The sequence below is a fragment of the Klebsiella sp. GW_Kp182 genome (genome assembly GCF_040062275.1).
GTDB lineage: Bacteria > Pseudomonadota > Gammaproteobacteria > Enterobacterales > Enterobacteriaceae > Klebsiella > Klebsiella michiganensis.
This window is the reverse complement of record NZ_JBEAFQ010000047.1, coordinates 59,640-79,409: the sequence shown is the minus strand read 5'-3', so window position 1 is coordinate 79,409 and position 19,770 is coordinate 59,640. Positions and strand designations below refer to the sequence as shown.

Below are 19,770 nucleotides of genomic sequence, written 5' to 3'. Positions count from 1 at the left end.
GAATGAGCAATATGAAAATAACGGCGACCCCGATCACTGAGAAACCCTCTTTCTTTGGGCAATTACGCCACCGGCTGCCGAAAGATACCGGGATATTTATCGTCATGCTGGTGATTGCCCTGACGTTTGAAATTGCCGGCTGGTACGTCCGCGACCAGTCCTTTTTATTAAACACCAATCGCCTGATATTAATTGTTTTGCAGGTAGCGATTATCGGTATTATCGCCGTCGGGGTCACCCAGGTCATTATTACCACCGGCATTGACCTCTCCTCCGGCTCGGTGATCGCTCTCGCCGCCGTGGTGGCGGCAAGCCTCGCGCAAACCTCCGATAGCCTGTCGCCGATGTTCCCGTCGCTGGTCAATATGCTGGCGATTATCCCGATTGGCGCCGGCATCGGCGTCGGTCTTCTGTGCGGCTTAACCAACGGCTTTCTGGTGACCCGCACCGGCATCCCGCCGTTTATCGCGACGCTTGGAATGATGGTGTCGGCGCGCGGTCTGGCGCAGTACTACACCCAGGGCAACCCAATCAGCTTCTTATCCGACAGCTTTACCGCCATCGGCCAGGGGGCGATGCCGGTGATTATTTTCTTCGTCGTCGCCGCGGTCTTCCATATCGCCCTGAAGCATACCCGCTACGGTAAATACGTTTACGCTATCGGCGGTAACATGACGTCGGCCAAGGTCTCCGGTATCAACGTGAATAAATACCTGGTGATCGTCTATGCCATCGCCGGGGCGCTCTCCGGCCTCGCGGGCGTGGTGCTGGCGGCGCGCGTCAGCAGCGGGCAGTCGAGCATGGGCATGTCCTACGAACTGGATGCTATCGCCGCGGCGGTTATCGGCGGCAGCAGCCTGATGGGCGGGGTGGGGCGCATCACCGGGACCTTAATCGGCGCGATGATCCTCGGCCTGATTAAAAGCGGGTTTACCTTTGTCGGCGTCGACGCCTACGTGCAGGATATTATCAAAGGCATCATTATCGTCGCGGCGGTGACTATCGATATGCGCCGCAACCGCAAAAAGCATTGATCGGCAATAGCCCACGGCCCTGGCTGGCGTGGGCTGTATCGCGTTTTACGTCGCGCCGCAAGCGGGCTCATCCGCGGCAAGACGTAAACTGTTGAGCAGCACGTTCGCCCCTTTCTCCGCCCATTCCGGCAGAATGTTCTCCGCTTCGTTATGGCTAATTCCCTTCTCGCAGGGAATGAAAATCATGCTGGCGGGCGCGACCTTGCTGATATAGCAGGTATCGTGCCCGGCGCCGGAAACCATGGTTCGCGCGCTATAGCCCAGTTCGTCCGCCGCCCGCTGGCTGCGCGCCAGACATCCGGCATCAAAGGCAATGGGCGCGTAATCAAAAATACGCTCGACGTTTGCCGTCACGCCGCGCGCCGCCAGCGCTTCAGCGGCGCGATGCAGGGCGAGCTCCATCGCTTCCAGCGCCGGGGATTGCGGATGACGAAACTCGACGCTGCACGCCACGCCTCCCGGCACCACGTTGCGCGATCCCGGAATGACCTGCGCCATGCCGATAGTCGCACGCCCGTCTGGATTATGGGCGATACCGATTTGCTCCACCGCCAGCGCCAGCTCGGCGAAGGCGGTCAGCGCGTCGCGGCGGCTGCCCATCGGCGTGGTTCCTGCGTGGGCGGAAAAGCCCTCCAGAGTGACGTTGAACCAGCGCTGGCCCATTGCCGCGTGAACGAGGCCGATATCAACGCCTTCTTCTTCCAGAATCGGCCCTTGTTCGATATGCACTTCGTAGCAGGCGTGGAGCGGGAAGGCGGCGGCAGGACGCTCCCCGCGATAGCCGATAGCCTCCAGCGCCGCGCCAACGCTGATGCCGTCGCGATCTTCGCGGGCGAGGGCGAAAGCTTCGCTAAACTGCCCGGCCCACACGCCGGACGCCAGCATCGCCGGGGCAAAGCGCGCGCCCTCTTCGTTGGTCCAGTTCACCAGCACGATATCGCGTTCGGTCTCAATGCCGCGATCGTTCAGCGTGCGCAGCGCTTCCAGCCCGGCGAGAACGCCGTAAATGCCGTCATAGCGGCCGCCGAGCGGCTGGGAGTCGACGTGGGAACCGGTCAGCACCGGGGCTAACTGCGAATTTTTACCGGCGCGGCGAATAAACATATTGCCCATGCTGTCGACGTCGCAGGGAAAGCTGGCTTCCCGCGCCCACTGGCGCAGCAGGTCGCGCGCCAGACGATCCTCTTCGCTGAGCGCCAGCCGGGTCACGCCGCCCGCCGGCGTGGCGCCGAGCAGCGCCATCTCGTTGAGCGTCGACCACAGACGTGCGCCGTTGACGGTTATCATGACTTGTCCTTTTGCACGCGATAGCGGAAGTCGCAGCATTTACCGCCCTGCATGATGGTGGTGGTGCGGGTCAGCTCCACGTCCGGGGCGTAGCCGACGATAAATTTATCGTCGCGGGCGCAGGAGAGCAGGTGGCCAATCTCGCCGAGGCCCATTTCGTGGTACATCTCGGCGTAGCGGCAGCGGTTTACGTTGTAGTTATACTGCTGGTCGTCGGCGTCCAGCACCGTGACTTCCAGGGCGTTATCTTTCTCCCACAGATACTGCAGCGCGACAAAGCTCTGGATATCCGCACCGTTCGGCTCCTGGCGGGCAAACGCTTTTCCCGCCTCAATGGCGGCGTTTTCAATCGCTTCGCCGATGACCGCCTGGGCGCGAGCTTTCCCTATCTCGCGCACCAGGATGGCGTAAATCGGCTTGATTATTTCTGCTTCAATTTTGCGGCGGGCGAGAATGCCCAGCTCGTTATTATCACTCATCACATTGCCTCACTGCGTTACTTCGTTGTTGCGCCGCCGAGTACGGTTTGCGGCTGCCATTTGCCGTCGACGACTTTATAAACGGTAAAGGTTGGCGATTTCAGGTTGCCCTCTTTATCAAAGGCGATTTGTCCGGTCACGCCGGCGTAGTTAATGGCGCGCAGGGCGGGCAGATAGTCGGCAGGGTCGACGGAGTCGGCTTTTTCCATCGCCGCGACTAGCACGCGGGTAGCGTCATAGGCGAACGGCGCGTGCAGTTCGATATGGGTGTGATAGCGCGACTGGTAGGCCTGCTCGAAGGCTTTACCGCCCGGCATCTGCTCGACCGGCAGTCCCGGCTCCAGCGCCACCACGCCGTCGCCCTCTTTTTGCGCCAGCTGGAGGAAGGTCTGGCTAACGAAGCCGCCTGCGCCCATCAGGGTGGCGTTCATACCCAGCTGTTTGATGCGGCGCGCCAGCGGGGCGGCCTGGCTATCGACGCCGCCAAAGAAAATCAGGTCGGCGTTTTTGCTGCGGATCGCGGTCAGCACGGCGCTGAAGTCGACGGTTTTGTCATCGACGTACTGGCGGTCGACGATGTTGATTCCCTGCGCTTCCAGCGACTTAATAAACTCATCCGCCAGCCCCTGGCCGAAGGCGGTACGGTCATCAATGACCGCGATGCGTTTGGCCTTCAGGGTTTGTACCGCGTACTGTCCGGCAAACTGCCCGCCGTCATCGTCGTGGCCCATCACGCGGAAGCTGGTGTCGAAGCCCTGTTTGGTGTAGGCGTGCCCGGTGGCGACCGGCGCGACCTGGGCGATGCCCGCATCGTGATAAACCCGCGCAGCGGGAATGCTGGTGCCGGTGTTCCAGTGGCCGACGACGCCCGCGACGCCGCTATCCACCAGACGCTGGGCGACGGCAACGGCGGTGCGTGGGTCGGACTGATCGTCTTCCGATTGCAGCTTGAAGGTTACCGCCTTGCCGCCGATGGTCGGGTGCTGCTTGTTGATATCGTCAATCGCCAGCTGCGCGCCGTTTTCCAGATCCTTGCCGATACGCGCGGAAGGGCCGGTGAGCGGGCCAGCCAGGCCGATAATAACGGTTTCGCTGGCCGCGGACCATGCGGCGGATGAGGCAAAACCACTGAGCAGAATAGCGGCGCTGAGCGCGCTGATTTTTACGGTTTTCATTGCTTTTCCCTGATGCTGGTTGGTGTGTTAAACGGGCATTTCGCCCAAATAAATCTGTGCAATACGATCGTCGGCCAGCAGCGTCTGCGACGGACCTCGCTCGACGATGCTGCCGCTATCCATAACCCAGGCGCTGTCGGTCGCCTCCAGCGCCAGACGTGCGTTCTGCTCGATCAGCAGCAGCGCGACGCCGCGCTGGCGCAGGGTGGCGATAACGCGAAAAATGTTCTCGACCATCAGCGGCGCCAGACCCATTGACGGCTCGTCGAGGATCAGCAGGCGCGGCTGGCTGAGCAGGGCGCGGTTGAGCGCCAGCAGCTGCTGTTCACCGCCGGAGAGCAGCCCCGCCAGCTGATGCTGGCGTTCGGCGAGGCGCGGGAAATTAGCGAAGATGGCGCCCATCTCCTGCTTTACCGCCGCCGCGTCGCGTCGGAGCCAGGCGCCCATTTGCAGGTTTTCCAGCACCGTCATGCGCGCAAAGATGCCGCGTCCTTCCGGCACCATCACGAGACCTTCGCGCAACAGGGATTCGGCCCGACGTTTGCGGATCGGCTTGCCGTTAAACAGAATTTCGCCGCGAAAGGGTTCCAGCCCGGTAATGGCGCGGACGGTGGAGCTTTTGCCCGCGCCGTTGGCGCCGATAAGCGTGGTCTGCTCGCCCTCTTTAACGCTGAATGAGACGTCGCGCACCGCCTGGATGCCGCCGTAGTGGACGCTAAGCTGGTTAACGGTTAATAAATCAGACATGGACATTGCCTCCCAGCCAGGCGGCGATCACCGCCGGATCGCGGCGTACGGTATCCGGCGTGCCGCTGGTTAACGTTTTGCCGTAATCCAGCACCATCAGGCGATCGCAGATCCCCATCACCAGCTTGACGTCATGCTCAATCATCAGCAGCGTTTTGCCGTCGTCGCGAATGCGCAGCAGTAGTTCGCCAAGGGCCATCTTCTCGGCGGCGTTCATCCCGGCCGCCGGTTCATCCAGCGCGAGCAGGCGCGGTTCGGTGGCCAGCGCGCGGGCAATCTCCAGCCGCCGCTGGTGGCCGTAGGCGAGGTCGCAGGCGCGATAGTGGGCGAACTGCGCGATGCCGGTATAGTCCAGCAGGTGCCAGGCCAGCTCGCGGGTTTGCGTCTCCTCGGCGCAGGCGCGTTTGTGACGGGAGATCGCGGCCCACAGGCCGTTGCGGGTGCGGACATGGCGGCCCACCATGACGTTCTCCAGTACCGACATGTCGTTAAACAGCCGCACGTTCTGGAAGGTGCGGGCGATGCCCGCGGCGGTCACTTTCTCAATATTGTTCGGAGAATAGGCTTCGCCGCCGATAGCGAACTCGCCGCTGTCCGCCGGGTAGAGCCCGGTAATCAGGTTAAAGCAGGTGGTTTTCCCCGCGCCGTTGGGGCCGATCAGGCCGTAGATTTCACTCTGATTAATGCTCAGCGATACGTTGTCGACCGCCGTCAGACCGCCGAAACGCTTCGTCATATGGCGTACGCTTAACAGGCTCATGCTTTCGCTCCTTGATGTCGCGCGGGCCAGATGCCCTGAGGGCGCAGCAGCATGACCAGCACCAGCGCCAGGCCGTAGAACAGCTGGCGCAGCACTTCCGGGTCAATCAGCACTTCGCCAAACAGCGCCTGCTGTACCGGCGCCGCCTGGCTGCGCAGCAGCTCCGGCAGCGCGGTCAGCAGCACCGCGCCGAGGATCACGCCGGGGATATGCCCCATCCCGCCCAGCACCACCATCGCCAGAACCGCAATCGACTCCTGCAGGGTAAAAGATTCCGGCGAAACGAAGCCCTGAAATGCGCCGAACAGCGCGCCCGCCACGCCGCCGAATGAGGCGCCGATAGCGAAAGCCAGCAGTTTGTAGTTACGCAGGTTGATGCCCATCGCGCGGGCGACGTCTTCATCCTCGCGGATGGCGTGCCAGGCCCGGCCAATGCGCGAATGCTGCAGCCGCAGGCAGACGAAAATAATCGCCACAATCACCAGCATCAGCAGGTAGTACCACAGCCACAGCGCCGGGACTTTAAAGCCAAACCAGTGATAAACGCCGCTAAATTTGAGGCCGAACAGATTCAGCGAATCGACCCCGGAAATGCCTTTTGCGCCGTTGGTGATGTTGACCGGACGGTCGAGGTTGCGCATCAGGATGCGGATAATTTCGCCGAACCCGAGGGTGACGATGGCCAGATAGTCGCCGCGCAGCTTCAGCGTCGGCGCGCCCAGCACGATACCGCAGCCTGCCGCCGCCAGCGCGGCGAGCGGAATAATCACCAGCCAGGAGGTGTGCAGGCCGTCCGGAAACCAACTATTTAAAATCGGGAAGACGTCCAGCAGATGCGGTGAGGCCAGCAGCGCCGCCAGATACGCGCCGACGGCGTAAAAGGCGATAAAGCCCATATCCAGCAGGCCGGTATAGCCGACCACAATATTCAGCCCCAGCGCCAGCATAACGTAGAGCAGGGCGAAGTCGATGACCCGCACCCAGTAGTTGCCGCCGAGCTGGCTGGCGACCATCGGTGCCACCAGCAGCGCGCAGACCAACAGGGTCATCCCGGACCAGAAGCGGCGGGAAACGACAGGCGTATCGAGTTGTGCCGTTGTCATGATTTTTCTCCTAAGCCCGGTGCGCGACGCGTTCGCCGAGCAAACCGGCAGGGCGGAAGACCAGCACCAGGATCAGCACCATAAAGGCGAAAATATCCTGGTAGTTGCTGCCGAAGACGCCGTGGGTCAGGTCGCCGAGATAGCCTGCGCCAAGGGATTCGATAAGGCCCAGCAGCAGGCCGCCGATCATCGCGCCGCGAATATTGCCGATGCCGCCGAGCACCGCGGCGGTAAAGGCTTTAATGCCGGGCAGAAAGCCCATGGAGAAGCTGGCATTACCGTAGTTGCTGGCCATCATGACGCCAGCCAGCGCGGCGAATATGCCGCCGATGGCGAAAGTGAGGGCGATAATTGCGTTAGGATTAACGCCCATTAGCGTGGCGATGCGCGGATTTTCCGCTACCGCGCGCATACCGCGACCTAAACGGGTGTACTCCACCAGCAGCCACAGGCCAAGCATCACCGCGAAGGCCAGCGCGACGGTGACGATTCCGGTGACGGTAACGAGAGCCGGTGGATGCGCTGCGTTGCCGTGGGTCACGGCGATCGCATCCATTGGCAGGATCTGCGGGAACATCAGCGGATTGCGCGACCAGACGATCATCGCCACGGTTTGCAGCAGCACCGAGACGCCGATCCCGGAGATCAGCGGCGCCAGGCGCGGGGCGTTGCGCAGGCGGCGGTAGGCAAAGCGTTCGACCGCCATCGCCAGCAGGGCGCAGACCGTCATGGCCAGCAGCAGCGCCAGCCCGAGCTGCGCCAGCGGTGGCAGAGTAGGGAAATGCGCGTTCAGGGCGTGCATCCCGGAAAGGGTGGTCAACGCGCCGACCATCAGAATGTCGCCATGGGCAAAGTTAATAATGCGCAGGATGCCGTACACCATGGTATAGCCGAGCGCGATCAGGGCGTAGATACTGCCGAGCATGACCCCGTTGATGATTTGTTGTATGAGTGTGTCCAACTGATTGTTCCGACAAGATGCTCAAATAATAGCTACCATCCAACAAATGAATTAAATTGTAAAATACGCATATATTCTTTCTTATTATAAATGTGTGGTTAACTATCCTTATGATTTTAAATATAATTTAATAACTCGCCGGATAGCGTAATGCGCTAAGAAAATCAACATATGAAAAAAACAGAACAATCAGAAGCGCCGGTTAGCTGGTCGGAGAGTACGTTGGCCAACGATCCGCCGCTGCGGGCGGTGCGCGCCTTCGAGGCGATCGCACGCCTGGGCAGCGTGACCCTGGCGGCGCAGGAGCTGGCGATATCGCCTTCGGCGGTCAGTCATCAGCTTAAGGTGCTGGAGGGCTATTTGCAGATCCCGCTCACCGAACGGCAGGGGCGGCGGCTGACTCTCAGCCAGCAGGGGCGGGAGTATTATCGCTCGATCCGCGCGGCGTTTAACGTGCTGCGTCAGGCCACCGAGCATCTGGTCGAGCAGGTGCAAACCCAGCAGGTGACGATCAGCCTGATCCCGCTGTTTGGCATGGGCTGGTTTATTCCCCGCCTGCCGTCGTTCGTGCACGCGAACCCGCATACCGAAATCAACGTGGTTTATGCTAACCACCGCAACTATCTCAGCGACGCTTCCGATATGTCGATCCGCTTTGGCAACGGTCACTGGGTGGGCTATCAAAGCGAAAAGCTGATTTCCGGCAAAATGGTGCCGGTATGCAGCCAGGCCTTTTTGCGCCTGCACGGGCATATTGATACCCCGGAACAGCTGTTGCAGATGCCGCTGCTGCACGATGAGGAGCGCACGACCTGGAATCAGTGGTTTGTGCAGCAGGGCGTGAAGCGCCCGCCGCGCTCGACCGGGCCGCTGTTTGAGGATGGCCTGTTGACCCTGGCTGGCGTACAGGCCGGGCTGGGCTGCGCGCTCATGCGCGAGCCGCTGATCGCTCCCTATCTGAAGCGCGGGGAGCTGGTGAAAATCTTCGATGCGGCAATTGATGATGGCCGGGATTATTATCTCTGCGTGCGTCAGGATAGCGAGATGACCCCCAACGGTAAGCTATTGCAGAGCTGGCTACGCCAGCAGGCCCTCGGTTGATATTTACTTAAGAATTTACTTAATCCAGTTCACACTTTTGTTCGGTCGCCATTGTCATTACGCAGGGGCGCTTAGATAATCCGCCGAAATAACCCATTTTTATGATGGCGTGCTACTGCGAAAGCAGGCAAGACCAAAATAGAAATGCTCTCCCGCCAAGGGGAGCATCTCTGTTTTGGTCTTTTTTTTTGCCCCAACACCAGGGAACACTATGAACTATAACGAAACAGCAGACAAAATCCTCCACGCGGTGGGCGGTGCGGAAAATATCCGCATGCTCACCCATTGCGCGACCCGGCTGCGCATGGAGTTCAATGACCGCGCAAAGGTTAACGATGCGCAGATTGGCTCCCTCCCCGGCGTGATCAGCGTGGTGGAGAAGGGCGGCCAGTTCCAGATTGTGATCGGCAACGAGGTGCAGCAGGTTTACCGGCGGCTTAATAAGGCGCTGCCGGAGAAGAAAGGCCCGGCAGGCGGAGATAAAAACGCGAAGCCGGCCGGCATCGTCGCCCGGATTATCAGCGTCATTTCGACCACCTTTACCCCGGTGATCCCGGCGATTACCGGCGCGGGGATGATTAAAGCGCTGCTGGCCATTCTCAAGCTCACGGGGGTGATTAGCGAAACCAGCTCGACGTATCAGCTGCTGAATATTATTGCCGACGCCGCCTTCTTCTTCCTGCCGGTGCTGCTGGCCTACGGCGCGTCGCTGAAGTTTGAATGCAATCCGATTCTGGCGATGACCCTCGCGGGCGTGCTGCTGCATCCGGGCATCGGCCAGATGCTGGCGGCCGGTAAAACGGTCGATTTTGTCGGCATCAACGTCCTGCTTTCCGATTACGCCGGTTCGGTGCTGCCGATTATTCTGACCGTGTGGCTGATGTCGTGGGTGGAGCGCTTTGCCGAAAAAGTGTCGCCATCGATTATCAAGTTTTTCGTTAAGCCGATGCTGATTCTGCTGATTACCGCGCCGCTGGCGCTGGTGGTGGTCGGCCCGGCGGGCATTTTGCTTAACGATCTGGTCGCCGCCGGGGCGGGCGCTATCGACCGCCACGCCAGCTGGTTAATCCCGATGCTGATGGGCACCCTGCAGCCCTTCCTGATCATTACCGGCACCGCCTGGGCGATGACGCCGATCGCCACCGGTCAGCTGAGTAAAAGCGGTTACGAGATGATTAACGGCCCGGGGATGCTGGCATCCAACGTGGCGATGGGAGCGGCGACGCTGTGCGTGGCGCTGAAAACCAAAAATAGCAACCTGCGCCAGCTGGCCTCTTCGTCGGGCTTTACCGCGCTGCTGGGGATCACCGAACCGGCGCTGTACGGGGTGCTGCTCAAGTTCCGCCGGGTGCTGATTGCCGCGATGATCGGCGGCGGCTGCGCCGGGGTCTACGCCGGGGTGAGCGGGCTGGTGCGCTATGCGTTTGTCTCGCCAGGCCTCGCTGCGCTGCCGGCGTTTATCGGCGAAAACCCGATGAACATCGTCCATGCGCTGGTGACCTGCGCGATTTCCATCGTGGTGACCTTTACCCTGACCTGGTTTATCGCTTTTAAAGACGTTCCTGAGGAACAAGACGCGGTGAGCGAGACGCCGCAGCCTGCGGTCAGCCCGACAAGCGAGGGGGAGACGGAAGTATTCAGCCCGCTGCGCGGCCAGGTGGTGGCGCTCAGCGACGTGAACGACGACGTCTTTTCCGGCGGCCTGCTGGGCGAGGGGCTGGCGATTCGTCCCGAAGAAGGGGTACTGCGCGCGCCGTTTAGCGGCACGGTAATGATGTTTCTGCCCTCCTGCCACGCCGTTGGCCTGCAGAGCGACAGCGGTCTTGAGCTGCTGATCCATATCGGTATCGACACCGTCAATCTTAACGGCCAGCACTTTAGCTCTACGCTGAAGGTGGGTGATAAGGTGGAAGCGGGACAGGCGCTGATCCGCTTTGATATTCCCGCCATCGAACAGGCCGGATACGACCTGATTACCCCGGTGATTGTGGTCAACGGCGACGCGCAGCGCGCTCTGCGCCTCACCGCCGCAGCGCAGGTGGATTACGGCGAACCCCTGATGGTGCAATCCGCTAAGGAGGCGCAGGTATGATTTATCAACAGCAGGCCCGGTTCCCGGACGGTTTTCTGTGGGGCGCCTCCACCTCGGCCTATCAGGTTGAGGGCGCGTGGAATGAAGACGGTAAAGGGCCGTCGGTGGTCGACATGCTCAGCCATCCGCCGGGAACGGCGGACTTCCGCATCGCCAGCGACCACTATCACCGGGTGGAGGAGGACGTCGCGCTGATGGCGCAGATGGGGCTGAAGGCCTACCGTTTTTCGGTGGCCTGGTCGCGGGTGATACCTGACGGCGATGGCCCGGTGAATCCGGATGGGCTGGCCTTTTATCACCGCCTGATCGACGCCCTGACGCGCCACGGGATCACCCCCATCGTGACGCTCTACCACTTCGATCTGCCGTGGGCGCTGGAGCTAAAAGGCGGCTGGCTGAACCGCAAAACCGGGGAGGCATTCGTGCGCTATGCCAGGCTGCTGTTCAGCGAATTTGCCGCCAAAGTTCCGCTCTGGCTGACCATCAACGAACAGAACACCATGATTCTGCATCCCGGCGCGATTGGCGTGCCCGCCGATCGTGAACTGCCGGATAAGAAGGCGCTGTACCAGCAGAATCATCATATGATGCTGGCCCAGGCGCAGATCTTCGCCCTGTGCCACCGTGAGTTCCCCGGGCTGCGCATCGGCCCGGCGATAAACACCACGTCGATGTACGCCGAAAGCTGTAAGCCGGAGGACGCCATCGCCGCGCATAACTGGGAGACGCTGCGCTGCTGGAGCTTTTTGGATGTTGCGGTGCATGGGCGCTACAACGCCCTGGCGTGGGCCTATATGCAGGATCGCGGCCTTGCGCCGGAGGTGCAGCCGGAAGATGCGCTGATTTTGCAGCAGGGGAGGCCGGACTTTATCGCCATTAACTACTACTCGACCGCCACCATTGCCGCCAGCCGGGGCGACGGCGGCGACGTTGCGCCCCGCGCGGGCGATCAGCAAATTATGCTGGGCGAAGAGGGGGTTTATCGTCCGGCGGAAAATCCGTGGGTTGGCAAAACCCCCTACGGCTGGGTTGTTGACCCGGTGGGGCTGCGCCTGACGCTGCGTAAAGTGTGCGAGCGCTACGGTCTGCCGATTCTGATTAGCGAAAACGGGATGGGCGCGCCGGACAAACTGGAGCATGACGGGACGGTAAATGACGACTATCGCATCGCCTTCCTCGACGCGCATATCGAGCAGATGCGGCTGGCGATAGCCGACGGCGTCGAGCTGATGGGTTACTGCCCGTGGGCGGCGATTGACGTGGTCAGCACTCACCAGGGATACGCCAAGCGCTACGGTTTTATTTATGTCGATCGCGGCGAGGATGACCTGAAGCGCCTGCAAAGGATCCGCAAACGCAGCTTCTGGTGGTATAAGGATGTCATCGCGCAGAACGGCAACCACGACGAGTCGCAGAGATGATTGTTCAGAAGGTGCTCAATAATAGCCTCGTGCTCTCTATGGACGACGATAACAGGGAGGTTATCGTCATGGGGAAAGGCATTGGTTTCAATAGCAGACCCGGGGACGAGATCGCCCCGGAGAAGATAGAGAAGCTGTTCGTGACCCAGACGCTCGGCGCGCGCAGCGGCTATCTTGAGGCGCTCTCCGCCATTCCGGATGAGGTCATCGAAATGGCGGCGATGATTATTTCCCGCGCCAATCTGCAGCTCGCCGGCAAGGTTCGCGAGCAGATTTTCTTTACCCTCGCCGACCACCTGACCTTTGCCATCGAGCGCAGCCGTAAAGGGATCGCCATTCAAAATCGCCTGCTGCCGGAAGTCAGGCGTTTTTATCCGCAGCAGTTTCGCGTCGCCAGCGAGGCGGTGACGATTATTCGCCAGCAGTACGGGATTGAACTACCGGAGGAGGAAGCCGGGAATATCGCCTTTCATCTGGTAAACGGCCAGAGCGAGGGCGACGACGTGGCGCAGACCATGCAGTCGGTGAAAATGCTGAAGGATATTTTTAATCTCGTGCAGTACCACTTTAAGCAGCAGATAGACACCGACTCGATAAACTACTCGCGCTTTCTGGTCCATATGCAGTTTTTCCTCCAGCGTTTACAGGAGGGGGAGCTGGACGGCGCGCGGGACAGTTTTCTGCTGGTACAGGTGATTAAGGCGTATCCGGACGCATACCGCTGCGCGCTGCTAATCCGCGATTACGTCAAAGCCCAGCTCGATATCACCCTCGGCGGCAACGAGCTGCTGTGGCTCACCGTTCATCTGGTGCGGATCGCGGGACTGGATGCGTGAATCACCGATGCCGAAACTGCAGCGTCGCCGGCAGGTAGCGCTGTAGCGGCTCAGGCGTATTGCCGTCAATCAGCTGGCTGATTAAATCGTAGCAGTGCCAGGCCAGCTGGCGGTTGTCCTGCTGGACGGTATCAATACGCAGCGACAGCGAATCGTAGAGATAGTGATCGTCAAAACTTGCCAGGTGGATATCTGAATCCAGTAAATGGTGCTGGCTCATATAGCGCAGCACCCCTTCCAGCAGACCACAGGCGGCGGTAAACAGCGCCTTTGGCGGCCGGCCCAGGCGCGCGCAGAGGGCGGCGAACATCTCATAGCCGGAGCTGGGGTGATAGTTGCCGTTGATCACCCACTCCGGGCGCAGCGCAATGCCCGCCTGAGTCAGACCCTGCGTAAACCCGGCCAGGCGATCGCGGGAGGGCGACAGACGCGGCTGGCCGCCTAAAAACCAGAACTCATCGTGATGCTGAGGCGCGATGCGGGAAATCAGCTCCGCCGTTGGGGTAATCGAATCGGTCATCACCAGCGGCAGCGCGCTTTCAGTAGGACAGCGGTCAAACAGCACCACCGGTAGCTGTTCGCTGAGCTTCAGGTAGTCGGCATCGCTGTGCATACAGGAGGCGACAATCAGGCCGTCGACCTGGCGGGCAATCATGTTATTGACCACCATGCTCTCCTGACCGGGGTTTTCATCGGTACAGGAGATCAGCAGCTGGACGCCCGCTTCGCGGCACAGCATCTCCAGCTCATGGGAAAAGACCGCAAAGCCGTAGTTGGTGATCTCCGGCACCACCAGGCCGATGGTGTGGCTGCGGTTATCGCGCAGCGAGCGGGCGTGAATGCTCGGCTGATAGTGCTGCTCGCGGGCAATCGCCAGCACGCGCTCGCGCGTTTCCTGCGCCACGCGCAGCTCCTTGCCACGACCGTTCAGCACCAGGCTGGCGGTCGCTTTGGAAACGCCCGCCAGTTCGGCGATATCTTTAATGGTTACGCGTTTGGTTTTCATTACGACGCCATGAGCCTGAAAGCAAAACGCTTATTCTATCATGCATGTTCGCAGCGGCCAGTAGCAGAATGCATCCGGCGCGCTGCCGGAGAAAATCAGCTGCGCCGGATAATCCGGGAAGCAGCGGCTGCTCATCACCCCCTCGCCGTCGTTGATGAAAATCTCCACGCTCGACCGATCGATGAAAATCCGCAGCGAGCGCACCTCGCCGCGCCAGTAGCGATAGTGCATTTCGTCGCTGGCGAGGCTGCGTCGCGCCAGGCGGATACCGCTGGCGTCGCGCTCCAGGGTTAACGCGCCGCCGAAATCAAGGCTTAGCGCGTCGTCGCCGGCGGTTTGCAGGGCGATTTCCATCGGCGACAGCGGCAGTGCGTTCCCCTGCCAGCCGTGCGCCTCCCCGCGCAGGGCGGTCAGCTCGCGCAGCGGACGCTGGTAGAGCCGGCCGTCGATAAATTCCAGCTCGCGCAGGCAGGTCATCTGGTGGATCCAGCCGCTGGCAAGCGTCGGCTGAAGCATCTCTTCGCCGTCCGGGACGCCCATCCAGCCGACCAGCAGGCGGCGGCCATCGCTGGTGTGCATGGTTTGCGGGGCATAAAACTCAAACCCGGCGTCCAGTTCGTGCAGCTCGCCGTGTTTGAACGCAGCGCGGTCGTAGTCGACATCGCCGCTCATCCATACCGCCGGATAGGTATTGAGGAAGCGCTCTTCTTCGCGGGCAATCCCCTGCGGGCAGCAGATCAGAATATGCTGGTCGCCGAGCGGAAACAGATCCGGACACTCCCACATATAGCCGGCGTCGTCGAGGCCATTGAGGCCGTAGCCGGCGATTTCGCCCTCGCTGCGCCACTGATGAAGGTCCGGGGAGCTGAACAGCAGCACCTTACCGCGCTTTTGCCGATCCTGCGCCCCCAGCACCATGTACCAGCGGTCTTTATGCCGCCAGACCTTCGGGTCGCGCACGTGGCCGGTATAGCCCTCCGGCAGCGGCAGGACCGGACCGATTTTGCGGAAGGTACCGTCGGCGTTTTCCGTCGCCAGGCACTGCCACGCGGTTCGGCCGCCGTCGTCAAACTTCACGTTGCCGGTATAGCACAGGGTGAGCGTACCGTTGTTATCCACCGCGCTGCCGGAGTAGCAGCCGTTGCGGTCGTACTCTTCATCCGGCATCAGCGCAATAGGCTCATGCCGCCAGCGCAGCAGATCCTCTGAACTCCAGTGCGCCCAGCACTTGAACTTATGATCGCAGGCGAGCGGGTTCCACTGGTAGAACAGATGATAGCGCCCGGCAAACTCGACAAAGCCGTTGGGGTCGTTCATCAGCCCGGTCACCGGCGCATGGTGCCAGCGTGGATAATGGCTATCGGCCAGCGCGCGCGGCTGGCCCTGCATAACGGCCTGCAAAATCGCAGGCAGACGTGATGGTAGTGACATTATTCAGCGTCCGTTTTGTATTTCAGCAGCAGAGAGACGACGAAAGCGACGCCAAAGGCGATGACCATGCCGATAATGTAGTTCAGCAGCGAGCTGGCCTGCACGATGGCCATGCCGGGAATCGCCGTCAGGCCGACTGCGGTCATATAGACGTGCACTGACACGACCCACGCGCCGCCCGCCGCGCCGCCGATCAGCGCCGCGATAAACGGCTTCATGAAGCGTAAGTTGATACCAAAAATCGCCGCCTCGGTGATGCCCAGCATAGCGGAAAACGCCGAGGGCAGCGCGATGGCTTTGATTTTGACGTCTTTGGTTTTAAACCATACCGCCAGGCAGGCGCCGCCCTGGGCGACGTTGGCCATGGACCAGATCGGCAGCAGGAAGTTGACCCCGATGGACGGGTTGCCTAGCAGCCCGGCTTCGATGGCGTGGAAGCTGTGGTGAATACCGGTAATGACGATAACCGAATAGAGACCGCCAAACAGCAGCCCGGCGAGCCAGCCGGCGTGGCTAATCAGGGTGCTGAGGACAAACGAAATGCCGTCGCCGAGCGCGCGACCGGCCGGGCCGATAATCAGCAGGGCGATAAAACCGGAAATAATCACCGTCAGGAACGGCGTCAGGATCAGGTCCAGGGCATCGGGGATCGCGCGGCGCAGCTGCTTCTCAACGATGCTCATAAACCACACCGCCAGCAGCACCGGGAACACCGTCCCCTGATAGCCGATCATGGCGATTTCGAGGCCGAAGAAGTTCATGGTATGGAAACCGGCGGCCACGCCCCAGGCGTTAGTCAGCGCCGGGTGGGTCAGAATGCCGCCGAGCGTCGCGCCGAGATAGGGGTTACCGCCGAATTCGCGGGCAGCGGTAAAGCCAATCAGGATCGGCAGAATGATAAACGCCGCCGAACTGCACATATCCAGCATGATGTAGAGGGCGTTGCTCGGGTCAACCCAGCCGTAGGTTTTGACCATCCCCAGCAGGCCCATCAGCAGGCCGGAGGCGACGATAGCCGGGATAATCGGTACGAAGATGTTCGACAGCAGGCGCGCGATGCGCTGGAAAGGATTAAGCTTTTTCGCCGCGATGTCGGCGGCCTCCGATTTGCTGGATTCGCTTATACCTGCCGCCTGAATAAAGGCGGCGTAGACTTTATTCACCACCCCTGTGCCGAAAATAATCTGCATCTGCCCGGCATTGCGGAAACAGCCCTTAACCCCTTCAATTTTACCGATAGCCTGCTGGTCGGCCAGCGCGTCATCGACCAGCACCAGGCGCAGGCGCGTGGCGCAGTGCGCGGCGCTGGCGATATTTTCCTTGCCTCCCAGAAGCGGAAGCAGCGAGCGGGAAATCTGTTCAAAATCCATAGTACCCTCTGAATGCGTAAAAAAATTCGTGTTGTCGTCCCGCGTTAACGGGGGCGCAGTCTCTGCGTCGTTATTGTGTCCGGGGCGATGAAAGGCGCGTCGTCGCCCCGGAGGGGCCTGTCGTCAGGCATTCACCGTCAGAACCAGGTTTCCATCTGCATACCGAACGACCATTCGCCGCCCGAGGTAAAACCATTGCTGCCCAGCGCGTCATCGCTGGCGTAATTATTCAGTTTTTTGCTCCAGTCCATCCACGAGGTGTAAAGGCGGATTTCAGGGCGGCTGAAGAAATCACCGATGCTGCCGACCTTAAATGTCGGGGCGAAGGTGAGCTTGTAGAAGCTACCGTTTACCGCATGACGATCGTTATAACCTTCGGGTTTGAGATCCATATACTGGTAGCTGCCTTCGTAAGCGAGAGCGAAGTTCTGGTTGATCTCCTGGATCAGGCGCATGTTGAGCGTGGCCCACTGATAGCTGTCGCCATCGGCATAACGGCCTTTACTGCTTTGCGCCAGGATCGCCGGGGCGATAGACCAGTTTTCGCTGAGCGGGGTGGTGCCATAGCTGGCGAAGCGCCAGGTGTTGGCTCCCGACCGTAGCGCGCCGTCAGAGCCGATACCTTTAACTTCCGCGCCCAGGCCGTGACCGTAGAGCAGGGCGGTTTTGCTGGTGCCTTCACGCAGACCGTAAAAACTGTCGTTGTGCAGGCCGAGCAGCGTATGTACCCCGGTATTTGCCGCATCGCCTTTGACCGGGTTACCGTTGGTATCCTGACGGTCGTCGTTGTCTTTTGCCCGCATCCCGCTGACCATCACCTGCACCGGACCGATGAAGTTGTTCATGCTGAGGATATAGTTCTGCACGCTGTTGCTCGAGTCAGCAATATCGCCGAAATTGCGCCCGTAAAGCGAGAGGTTGCTGCGGATGCTGTCGTTCCACCTGACGTCGTAAATACCGCCGCCGGTACCGGCGAGGAACACAACGTCAGAGTCAATCCAGTGAATATCAAAGTTGTCGCGGTCGAAGCGTTTCCCGGCCCACAGGGTGGAGCCTTTAAACGCCCCTGTGAAGGTGGGCAAGTTGCCCAGTTCGACAAAGGCCTGACGAACGTTCAAATCGCTGCTGCTTGCCGTCCAGTCGTTATAAGTGGTTTGTCCGTCGGCGACCATCACTTTGAAACGGGTCGTCGCGCCATTATCCAGGGTCTGCTTATGTTCAAGGTTCATTTCAACATAGGTATCCGCCTGGTTTCCCAGACGACCGATAGCCCCGCCGGTTTCCCCCGCTGGCGTCATGTAGGCGCCGGATTTGGTGCTGGCGGCGGAATCATTCATTATCACGCCGGAGCGGGCGTAGCCGTGAAACTCAAAGCCGCTTTTCTCATCGGCCTTCTTCTCGAGTTTGGCGGTACGTTGAACCACTTCCTGCGTCGTGTCCTGATTTTTCTGCTGCTGCGCGGTGAGCTGCTGGACCTGTTTCTCCGCCGACTCGGCGCGGTTTTCCGCAGTTTGCGCCCGGTTTTCCGCCTCCTGCAGGCGTTTTTCCAGGGCGATCAAACGGGCTTCGATCGTGCTGAGATCCGTTTGCGCGTGGGCTGAGGCGGCGCCGGTTAGCAAAGCGATAAGGACGGCGAGTGTGCTTTTTTTATACATGCTGGTTGCATCCCGAAAGGAAAATGTAAAATGTTGTTTTTTGCTAAACCGGTTTAGGTGCTATGTTAAGCATGACCCTTAACATTTTGAAATGGATTTTGCTAAACCGGTTTAATAAATGTGATGGATGCAACAAAGTGGGCCGCGCGCGGCGGCCTGAAGGATCAAAACTGGCGATTAAGATCGCGCTGGTATGGCAGGGCGGTCATGGCGCCTTTCGCTGTTGTCGCCAGGGCGCCGCAGGTTTGCGCCAGCGTGAGCGTCGGTTCCAGCGCAGCGATATCCGTCGGCATCCCGTTGGCAGCAAGGCTTGCGAGCAGTCCGGCGACAAATGCGTCGCCCGCGCCGGTGGTGTCCACGCTGACAACGGGCTTGGCGCTGAAATGGGTAAACTGCTGCTGAAAGGCGGCAAGTACGCCGGCTTTGCCCTGGGTCACCAGCAGCAGTTCAGGCTGATAGCGTTCGGTCACGCTGGCGATTCCGTAGGCTAAATCATCACTGCCGCTGATGAATACCAGCTCCTCTTCCGACAGCTTCACCACGTTGGCCATGCGCAGGGCGCGATCGAGGCAGGCGTGCAGCAGCTCCTGATCCTGCCAGAGGTCCGGGCGGATATTGGGGTCAAAGCTGACCCGGCCGCCGGCATGTTTGATGCTTTCCATCGCCGAGAAGGTGGTGCTGCGGCTGGGCTCGGCGCTGAGCGCGATGGAGCAGACGTGCAGCCACTGGTTGGCGGTAAACTGCGGCAGGTCTTCTTCCGCCAGAAACAGGTCCGCGCTGGGGCGCACCATAAAGGTAAAGGTACGTTCCCCCTGATCGTCCAGGTCGACCACCACGGTGGAGGTACGGTGCTGGCCGTCGAGGCGCATATGGCTGACGTCGACCTGCTCCTGTTGCAGGGTATGGCGCATAAAGCGGCCAAACGGATCGTCGCCGACGCGGCCGATAAATCCGCTGTCGCCGCCAAGGCGGGCGATACCGACCGCCACGTTAGCCGGGGCGCCGCCGGGGCAGCGCAGCAGGCGGCCTTCGCTCTCCGGCAGCAGGTCCACTACCGCGTCTCCCAGAACCCAAACTTTTGCATTCATGTTGAAAATTCTCCATAGCTAAACTTAATTAAACCGGTTTAGCACATTAAAGCATAGCGACAGAATGAGGGGAACGTCACGGGCGGAAAAGTGTCAATCAGGGCATAAAAACGTGAGCTGGTTAGCAAAAGAGCGATGATTCGGCCAGGCGGGAGGGGCTTCCGGTGGCGGCGGGCGAGATGGCGGCATAACGCGGTAGGCCGGAGAGGCGCAGCGCGCCGCCT

At 60.4% G+C, this 19,770-nt stretch carries 17 protein-coding genes; 5 read left to right on the top strand and 12 right to left on the bottom strand.

The features are described 5' to 3' along the window. Nucleotides 1–11 precede the first annotated feature (11 nt). Entirely contained in the window at nt 12–1,034 is a 1,023-nt protein-coding gene (locus ABLU88_RS20560) for an ABC transporter permease (protein ID WP_348837793.1), read from the top strand. Between the two features lie 45 nt (nt 1,035–1,079). On the opposite strand, the gene ABLU88_RS20555 is transcribed toward ABLU88_RS20560, so the two are convergent. From ABLU88_RS20555 to ABLU88_RS20525, 7 genes are read right to left on the bottom strand one after another with little or no spacing between them, the layout of a single operon-like run. Beyond that, nucleotides 1,080–2,321 (bottom strand): Zn-dependent hydrolase, encoded by a 1,242-nt coding sequence (locus tag ABLU88_RS20555; RefSeq protein ID WP_301718926.1) that lies wholly within the window; start codon nt 2,319–2,321, stop codon nt 1,080–1,082. Continuing rightward, nucleotides 2,318–2,800 (bottom strand): L-2-amino-thiazoline-4-carboxylic acid hydrolase, encoded by a 483-nt coding sequence (locus ABLU88_RS20550; protein ID WP_025107105.1) that lies wholly within the window; start codon nt 2,798–2,800, stop codon nt 2,318–2,320. The genes ABLU88_RS20555 and ABLU88_RS20550 overlap by 4 nt, the downstream gene beginning before the upstream one ends. Before the next feature lie 17 nt (nt 2,801–2,817). After that, nucleotides 2,818–3,975 (bottom strand): branched-chain amino acid ABC transporter substrate-binding protein, encoded by a 1,158-nt coding sequence (locus tag ABLU88_RS20545; protein WP_023320490.1) that lies wholly within the window; start codon nt 3,973–3,975, stop codon nt 2,818–2,820. Nucleotides 3,976–4,002: 27 nt separating this feature from the next. Then, on the bottom strand, nt 4,003–4,722 hold the full coding sequence (locus ABLU88_RS20540) for an ABC transporter ATP-binding protein (protein ID WP_046876916.1): 720 nt from the start codon (nt 4,720–4,722) through the stop codon (nt 4,003–4,005). Beyond that, nucleotides 4,715–5,482 (bottom strand): ABC transporter ATP-binding protein, encoded by a 768-nt coding sequence (locus ABLU88_RS20535; protein ID WP_348837783.1) that lies wholly within the window; start codon nt 5,480–5,482, stop codon nt 4,715–4,717. The genes ABLU88_RS20540 and ABLU88_RS20535 overlap by 8 nt, the downstream gene beginning before the upstream one ends. Beyond that, on the bottom strand, nt 5,479–6,585 hold the full coding sequence (locus ABLU88_RS20530) for an ABC transporter ATP-binding protein (RefSeq protein ID WP_064358043.1): 1,107 nt from the start codon (nt 6,583–6,585) through the stop codon (nt 5,479–5,481). The genes ABLU88_RS20535 and ABLU88_RS20530 overlap by 4 nt, the downstream gene beginning before the upstream one ends. Before the next feature lie 10 nt (nt 6,586–6,595). After that, complete coding sequence (locus ABLU88_RS20525; RefSeq protein ID WP_185219564.1) at nt 6,596–7,546, bottom strand: branched-chain amino acid ABC transporter permease; 951 nt, start codon at nt 7,544–7,546, stop codon at nt 6,596–6,598. 171 nt (nt 7,547–7,717) lie between these two features. Between ABLU88_RS20525 and ABLU88_RS20520 the strand changes: the two genes are divergently transcribed. From ABLU88_RS20520 to ABLU88_RS20505, 4 genes are all read left to right on the top strand, one after another. Beyond that, nucleotides 7,718–8,647, top strand: coding sequence for a LysR substrate-binding domain-containing protein (locus ABLU88_RS20520; protein WP_025107100.1), 930 nt, complete (start codon nt 7,718–7,720; stop codon nt 8,645–8,647). 211 nt (nt 8,648–8,858) lie between these two features. Beyond that, nucleotides 8,859–10,739 (top strand): beta-glucoside-specific PTS transporter subunit IIABC, encoded by a 1,881-nt coding sequence (locus tag ABLU88_RS20515; protein WP_025107099.1) that lies wholly within the window; start codon nt 8,859–8,861, stop codon nt 10,737–10,739. After that, nucleotides 10,736–12,160: a glycoside hydrolase family 1 protein gene (locus ABLU88_RS20510; protein ID WP_025107098.1), complete on the top strand. Its 1,425-nt coding sequence runs from the start codon at nt 10,736–10,738 to the stop codon at nt 12,158–12,160. Before ABLU88_RS20515 ends, ABLU88_RS20510 begins: the two co-directional genes overlap by 4 nt. Continuing rightward, nucleotides 12,157–12,996 (top strand): PRD domain-containing protein, encoded by an 840-nt coding sequence (locus ABLU88_RS20505; RefSeq protein ID WP_032719584.1) that lies wholly within the window; start codon nt 12,157–12,159, stop codon nt 12,994–12,996. Before ABLU88_RS20510 ends, ABLU88_RS20505 begins: the two co-directional genes overlap by 4 nt. 1 nt (nt 12,997) lies before the next feature. Here the strand turns inward: ABLU88_RS20505 and ABLU88_RS20500 are convergent, their stop codons facing one another. The 5 genes from ABLU88_RS20500 to ABLU88_RS20480 form a co-directional block, all read right to left on the bottom strand. Continuing rightward, complete coding sequence (locus ABLU88_RS20500) at nt 12,998–14,002, bottom strand: LacI family DNA-binding transcriptional regulator (RefSeq protein WP_032694592.1); 1,005 nt, start codon at nt 14,000–14,002, stop codon at nt 12,998–13,000. Between the two features lie 30 nt (nt 14,003–14,032). Next, on the bottom strand, nt 14,033–15,433 hold the full coding sequence (locus tag ABLU88_RS20495) for a sucrose-6-phosphate hydrolase (protein WP_185219563.1): 1,401 nt from the start codon (nt 15,431–15,433) through the stop codon (nt 14,033–14,035). Further along, nucleotides 15,433–16,803: a sucrose-specific PTS transporter subunit IIBC gene (locus ABLU88_RS20490; RefSeq protein WP_014837718.1), complete on the bottom strand. Its 1,371-nt coding sequence runs from the start codon at nt 16,801–16,803 to the stop codon at nt 15,433–15,435. Before ABLU88_RS20490 ends, ABLU88_RS20495 begins: the two co-directional genes overlap by 1 nt. Nucleotides 16,804–16,940: 137 nt before the next feature. Further along, complete coding sequence (locus ABLU88_RS20485) at nt 16,941–18,458, bottom strand: carbohydrate porin (RefSeq protein WP_004848527.1); 1,518 nt, start codon at nt 18,456–18,458, stop codon at nt 16,941–16,943. 164 nt (nt 18,459–18,622) lie between these two features. After that, entirely contained in the window at nt 18,623–19,546 is a 924-nt protein-coding gene (locus tag ABLU88_RS20480) for an aminoimidazole riboside kinase (RefSeq protein WP_025107095.1), read from the bottom strand. Nucleotides 19,547–19,770: the final 224 nt, after the last annotated feature.

Excerpts from the sequence above, each read along its gene's own strand:
- ABLU88_RS20550 (WP_025107105.1), bottom strand. The coding sequence starts at position 2,800 with ATGAGTGATAATAACGAGCTGGGCATTCTCGCCCGCCGCAAAATTGAA.
- ABLU88_RS20500 (WP_032694592.1), bottom strand. The coding sequence starts at position 14,002 with ATGAAAACCAAACGCGTAACCATTAAAGATATCGCCGAACTGGCGGGC.
- ABLU88_RS20515 (WP_025107099.1), top strand. The coding sequence starts at position 8,859 with ATGAACTATAACGAAACAGCAGACAAAATCCTCCACGCGGTGGGCGGT.
- ABLU88_RS20520 (WP_025107100.1), top strand. The coding sequence starts at position 7,718 with ATGAAAAAAACAGAACAATCAGAAGCGCCGGTTAGCTGGTCGGAGAGT.
- ABLU88_RS20495 (WP_185219563.1), bottom strand. The coding sequence starts at position 15,433 with ATGTCACTACCATCACGTCTGCCTGCGATTTTGCAGGCCGTTATGCAG.
- ABLU88_RS20545 (WP_023320490.1), bottom strand. The coding sequence starts at position 3,975 with ATGAAAACCGTAAAAATCAGCGCGCTCAGCGCCGCTATTCTGCTCAGT.
- ABLU88_RS20485 (WP_004848527.1), bottom strand. The coding sequence starts at position 18,458 with ATGTATAAAAAAAGCACACTCGCCGTCCTTATCGCTTTGCTAACCGGC.
- ABLU88_RS20510 (WP_025107098.1), top strand. The coding sequence starts at position 10,736 with ATGATTTATCAACAGCAGGCCCGGTTCCCGGACGGTTTTCTGTGGGGC.
- ABLU88_RS20530 (WP_064358043.1), bottom strand. The coding sequence starts at position 6,585 with ATGACAACGGCACAACTCGATACGCCTGTCGTTTCCCGCCGCTTCTGG.
- ABLU88_RS20560 (WP_348837793.1), top strand. The coding sequence starts at position 12 with ATGAAAATAACGGCGACCCCGATCACTGAGAAACCCTCTTTCTTTGGG.
- ABLU88_RS20505 (WP_032719584.1), top strand. The coding sequence starts at position 12,157 with ATGATTGTTCAGAAGGTGCTCAATAATAGCCTCGTGCTCTCTATGGAC.
- ABLU88_RS20555 (WP_301718926.1), bottom strand. The coding sequence starts at position 2,321 with ATGATAACCGTCAACGGCGCACGTCTGTGGTCGACGCTCAACGAGATG.
- ABLU88_RS20540 (WP_046876916.1), bottom strand. The coding sequence starts at position 4,722 with ATGTCTGATTTATTAACCGTTAACCAGCTTAGCGTCCACTACGGCGGC.
- ABLU88_RS20535 (WP_348837783.1), bottom strand. The coding sequence starts at position 5,482 with ATGAGCCTGTTAAGCGTACGCCATATGACGAAGCGTTTCGGCGGTCTG.
- ABLU88_RS20490 (WP_014837718.1), bottom strand. The coding sequence starts at position 16,803 with ATGGATTTTGAACAGATTTCCCGCTCGCTGCTTCCGCTTCTGGGAGGC.
- ABLU88_RS20480 (WP_025107095.1), bottom strand. The coding sequence starts at position 19,546 with ATGAATGCAAAAGTTTGGGTTCTGGGAGACGCGGTAGTGGACCTGCTG.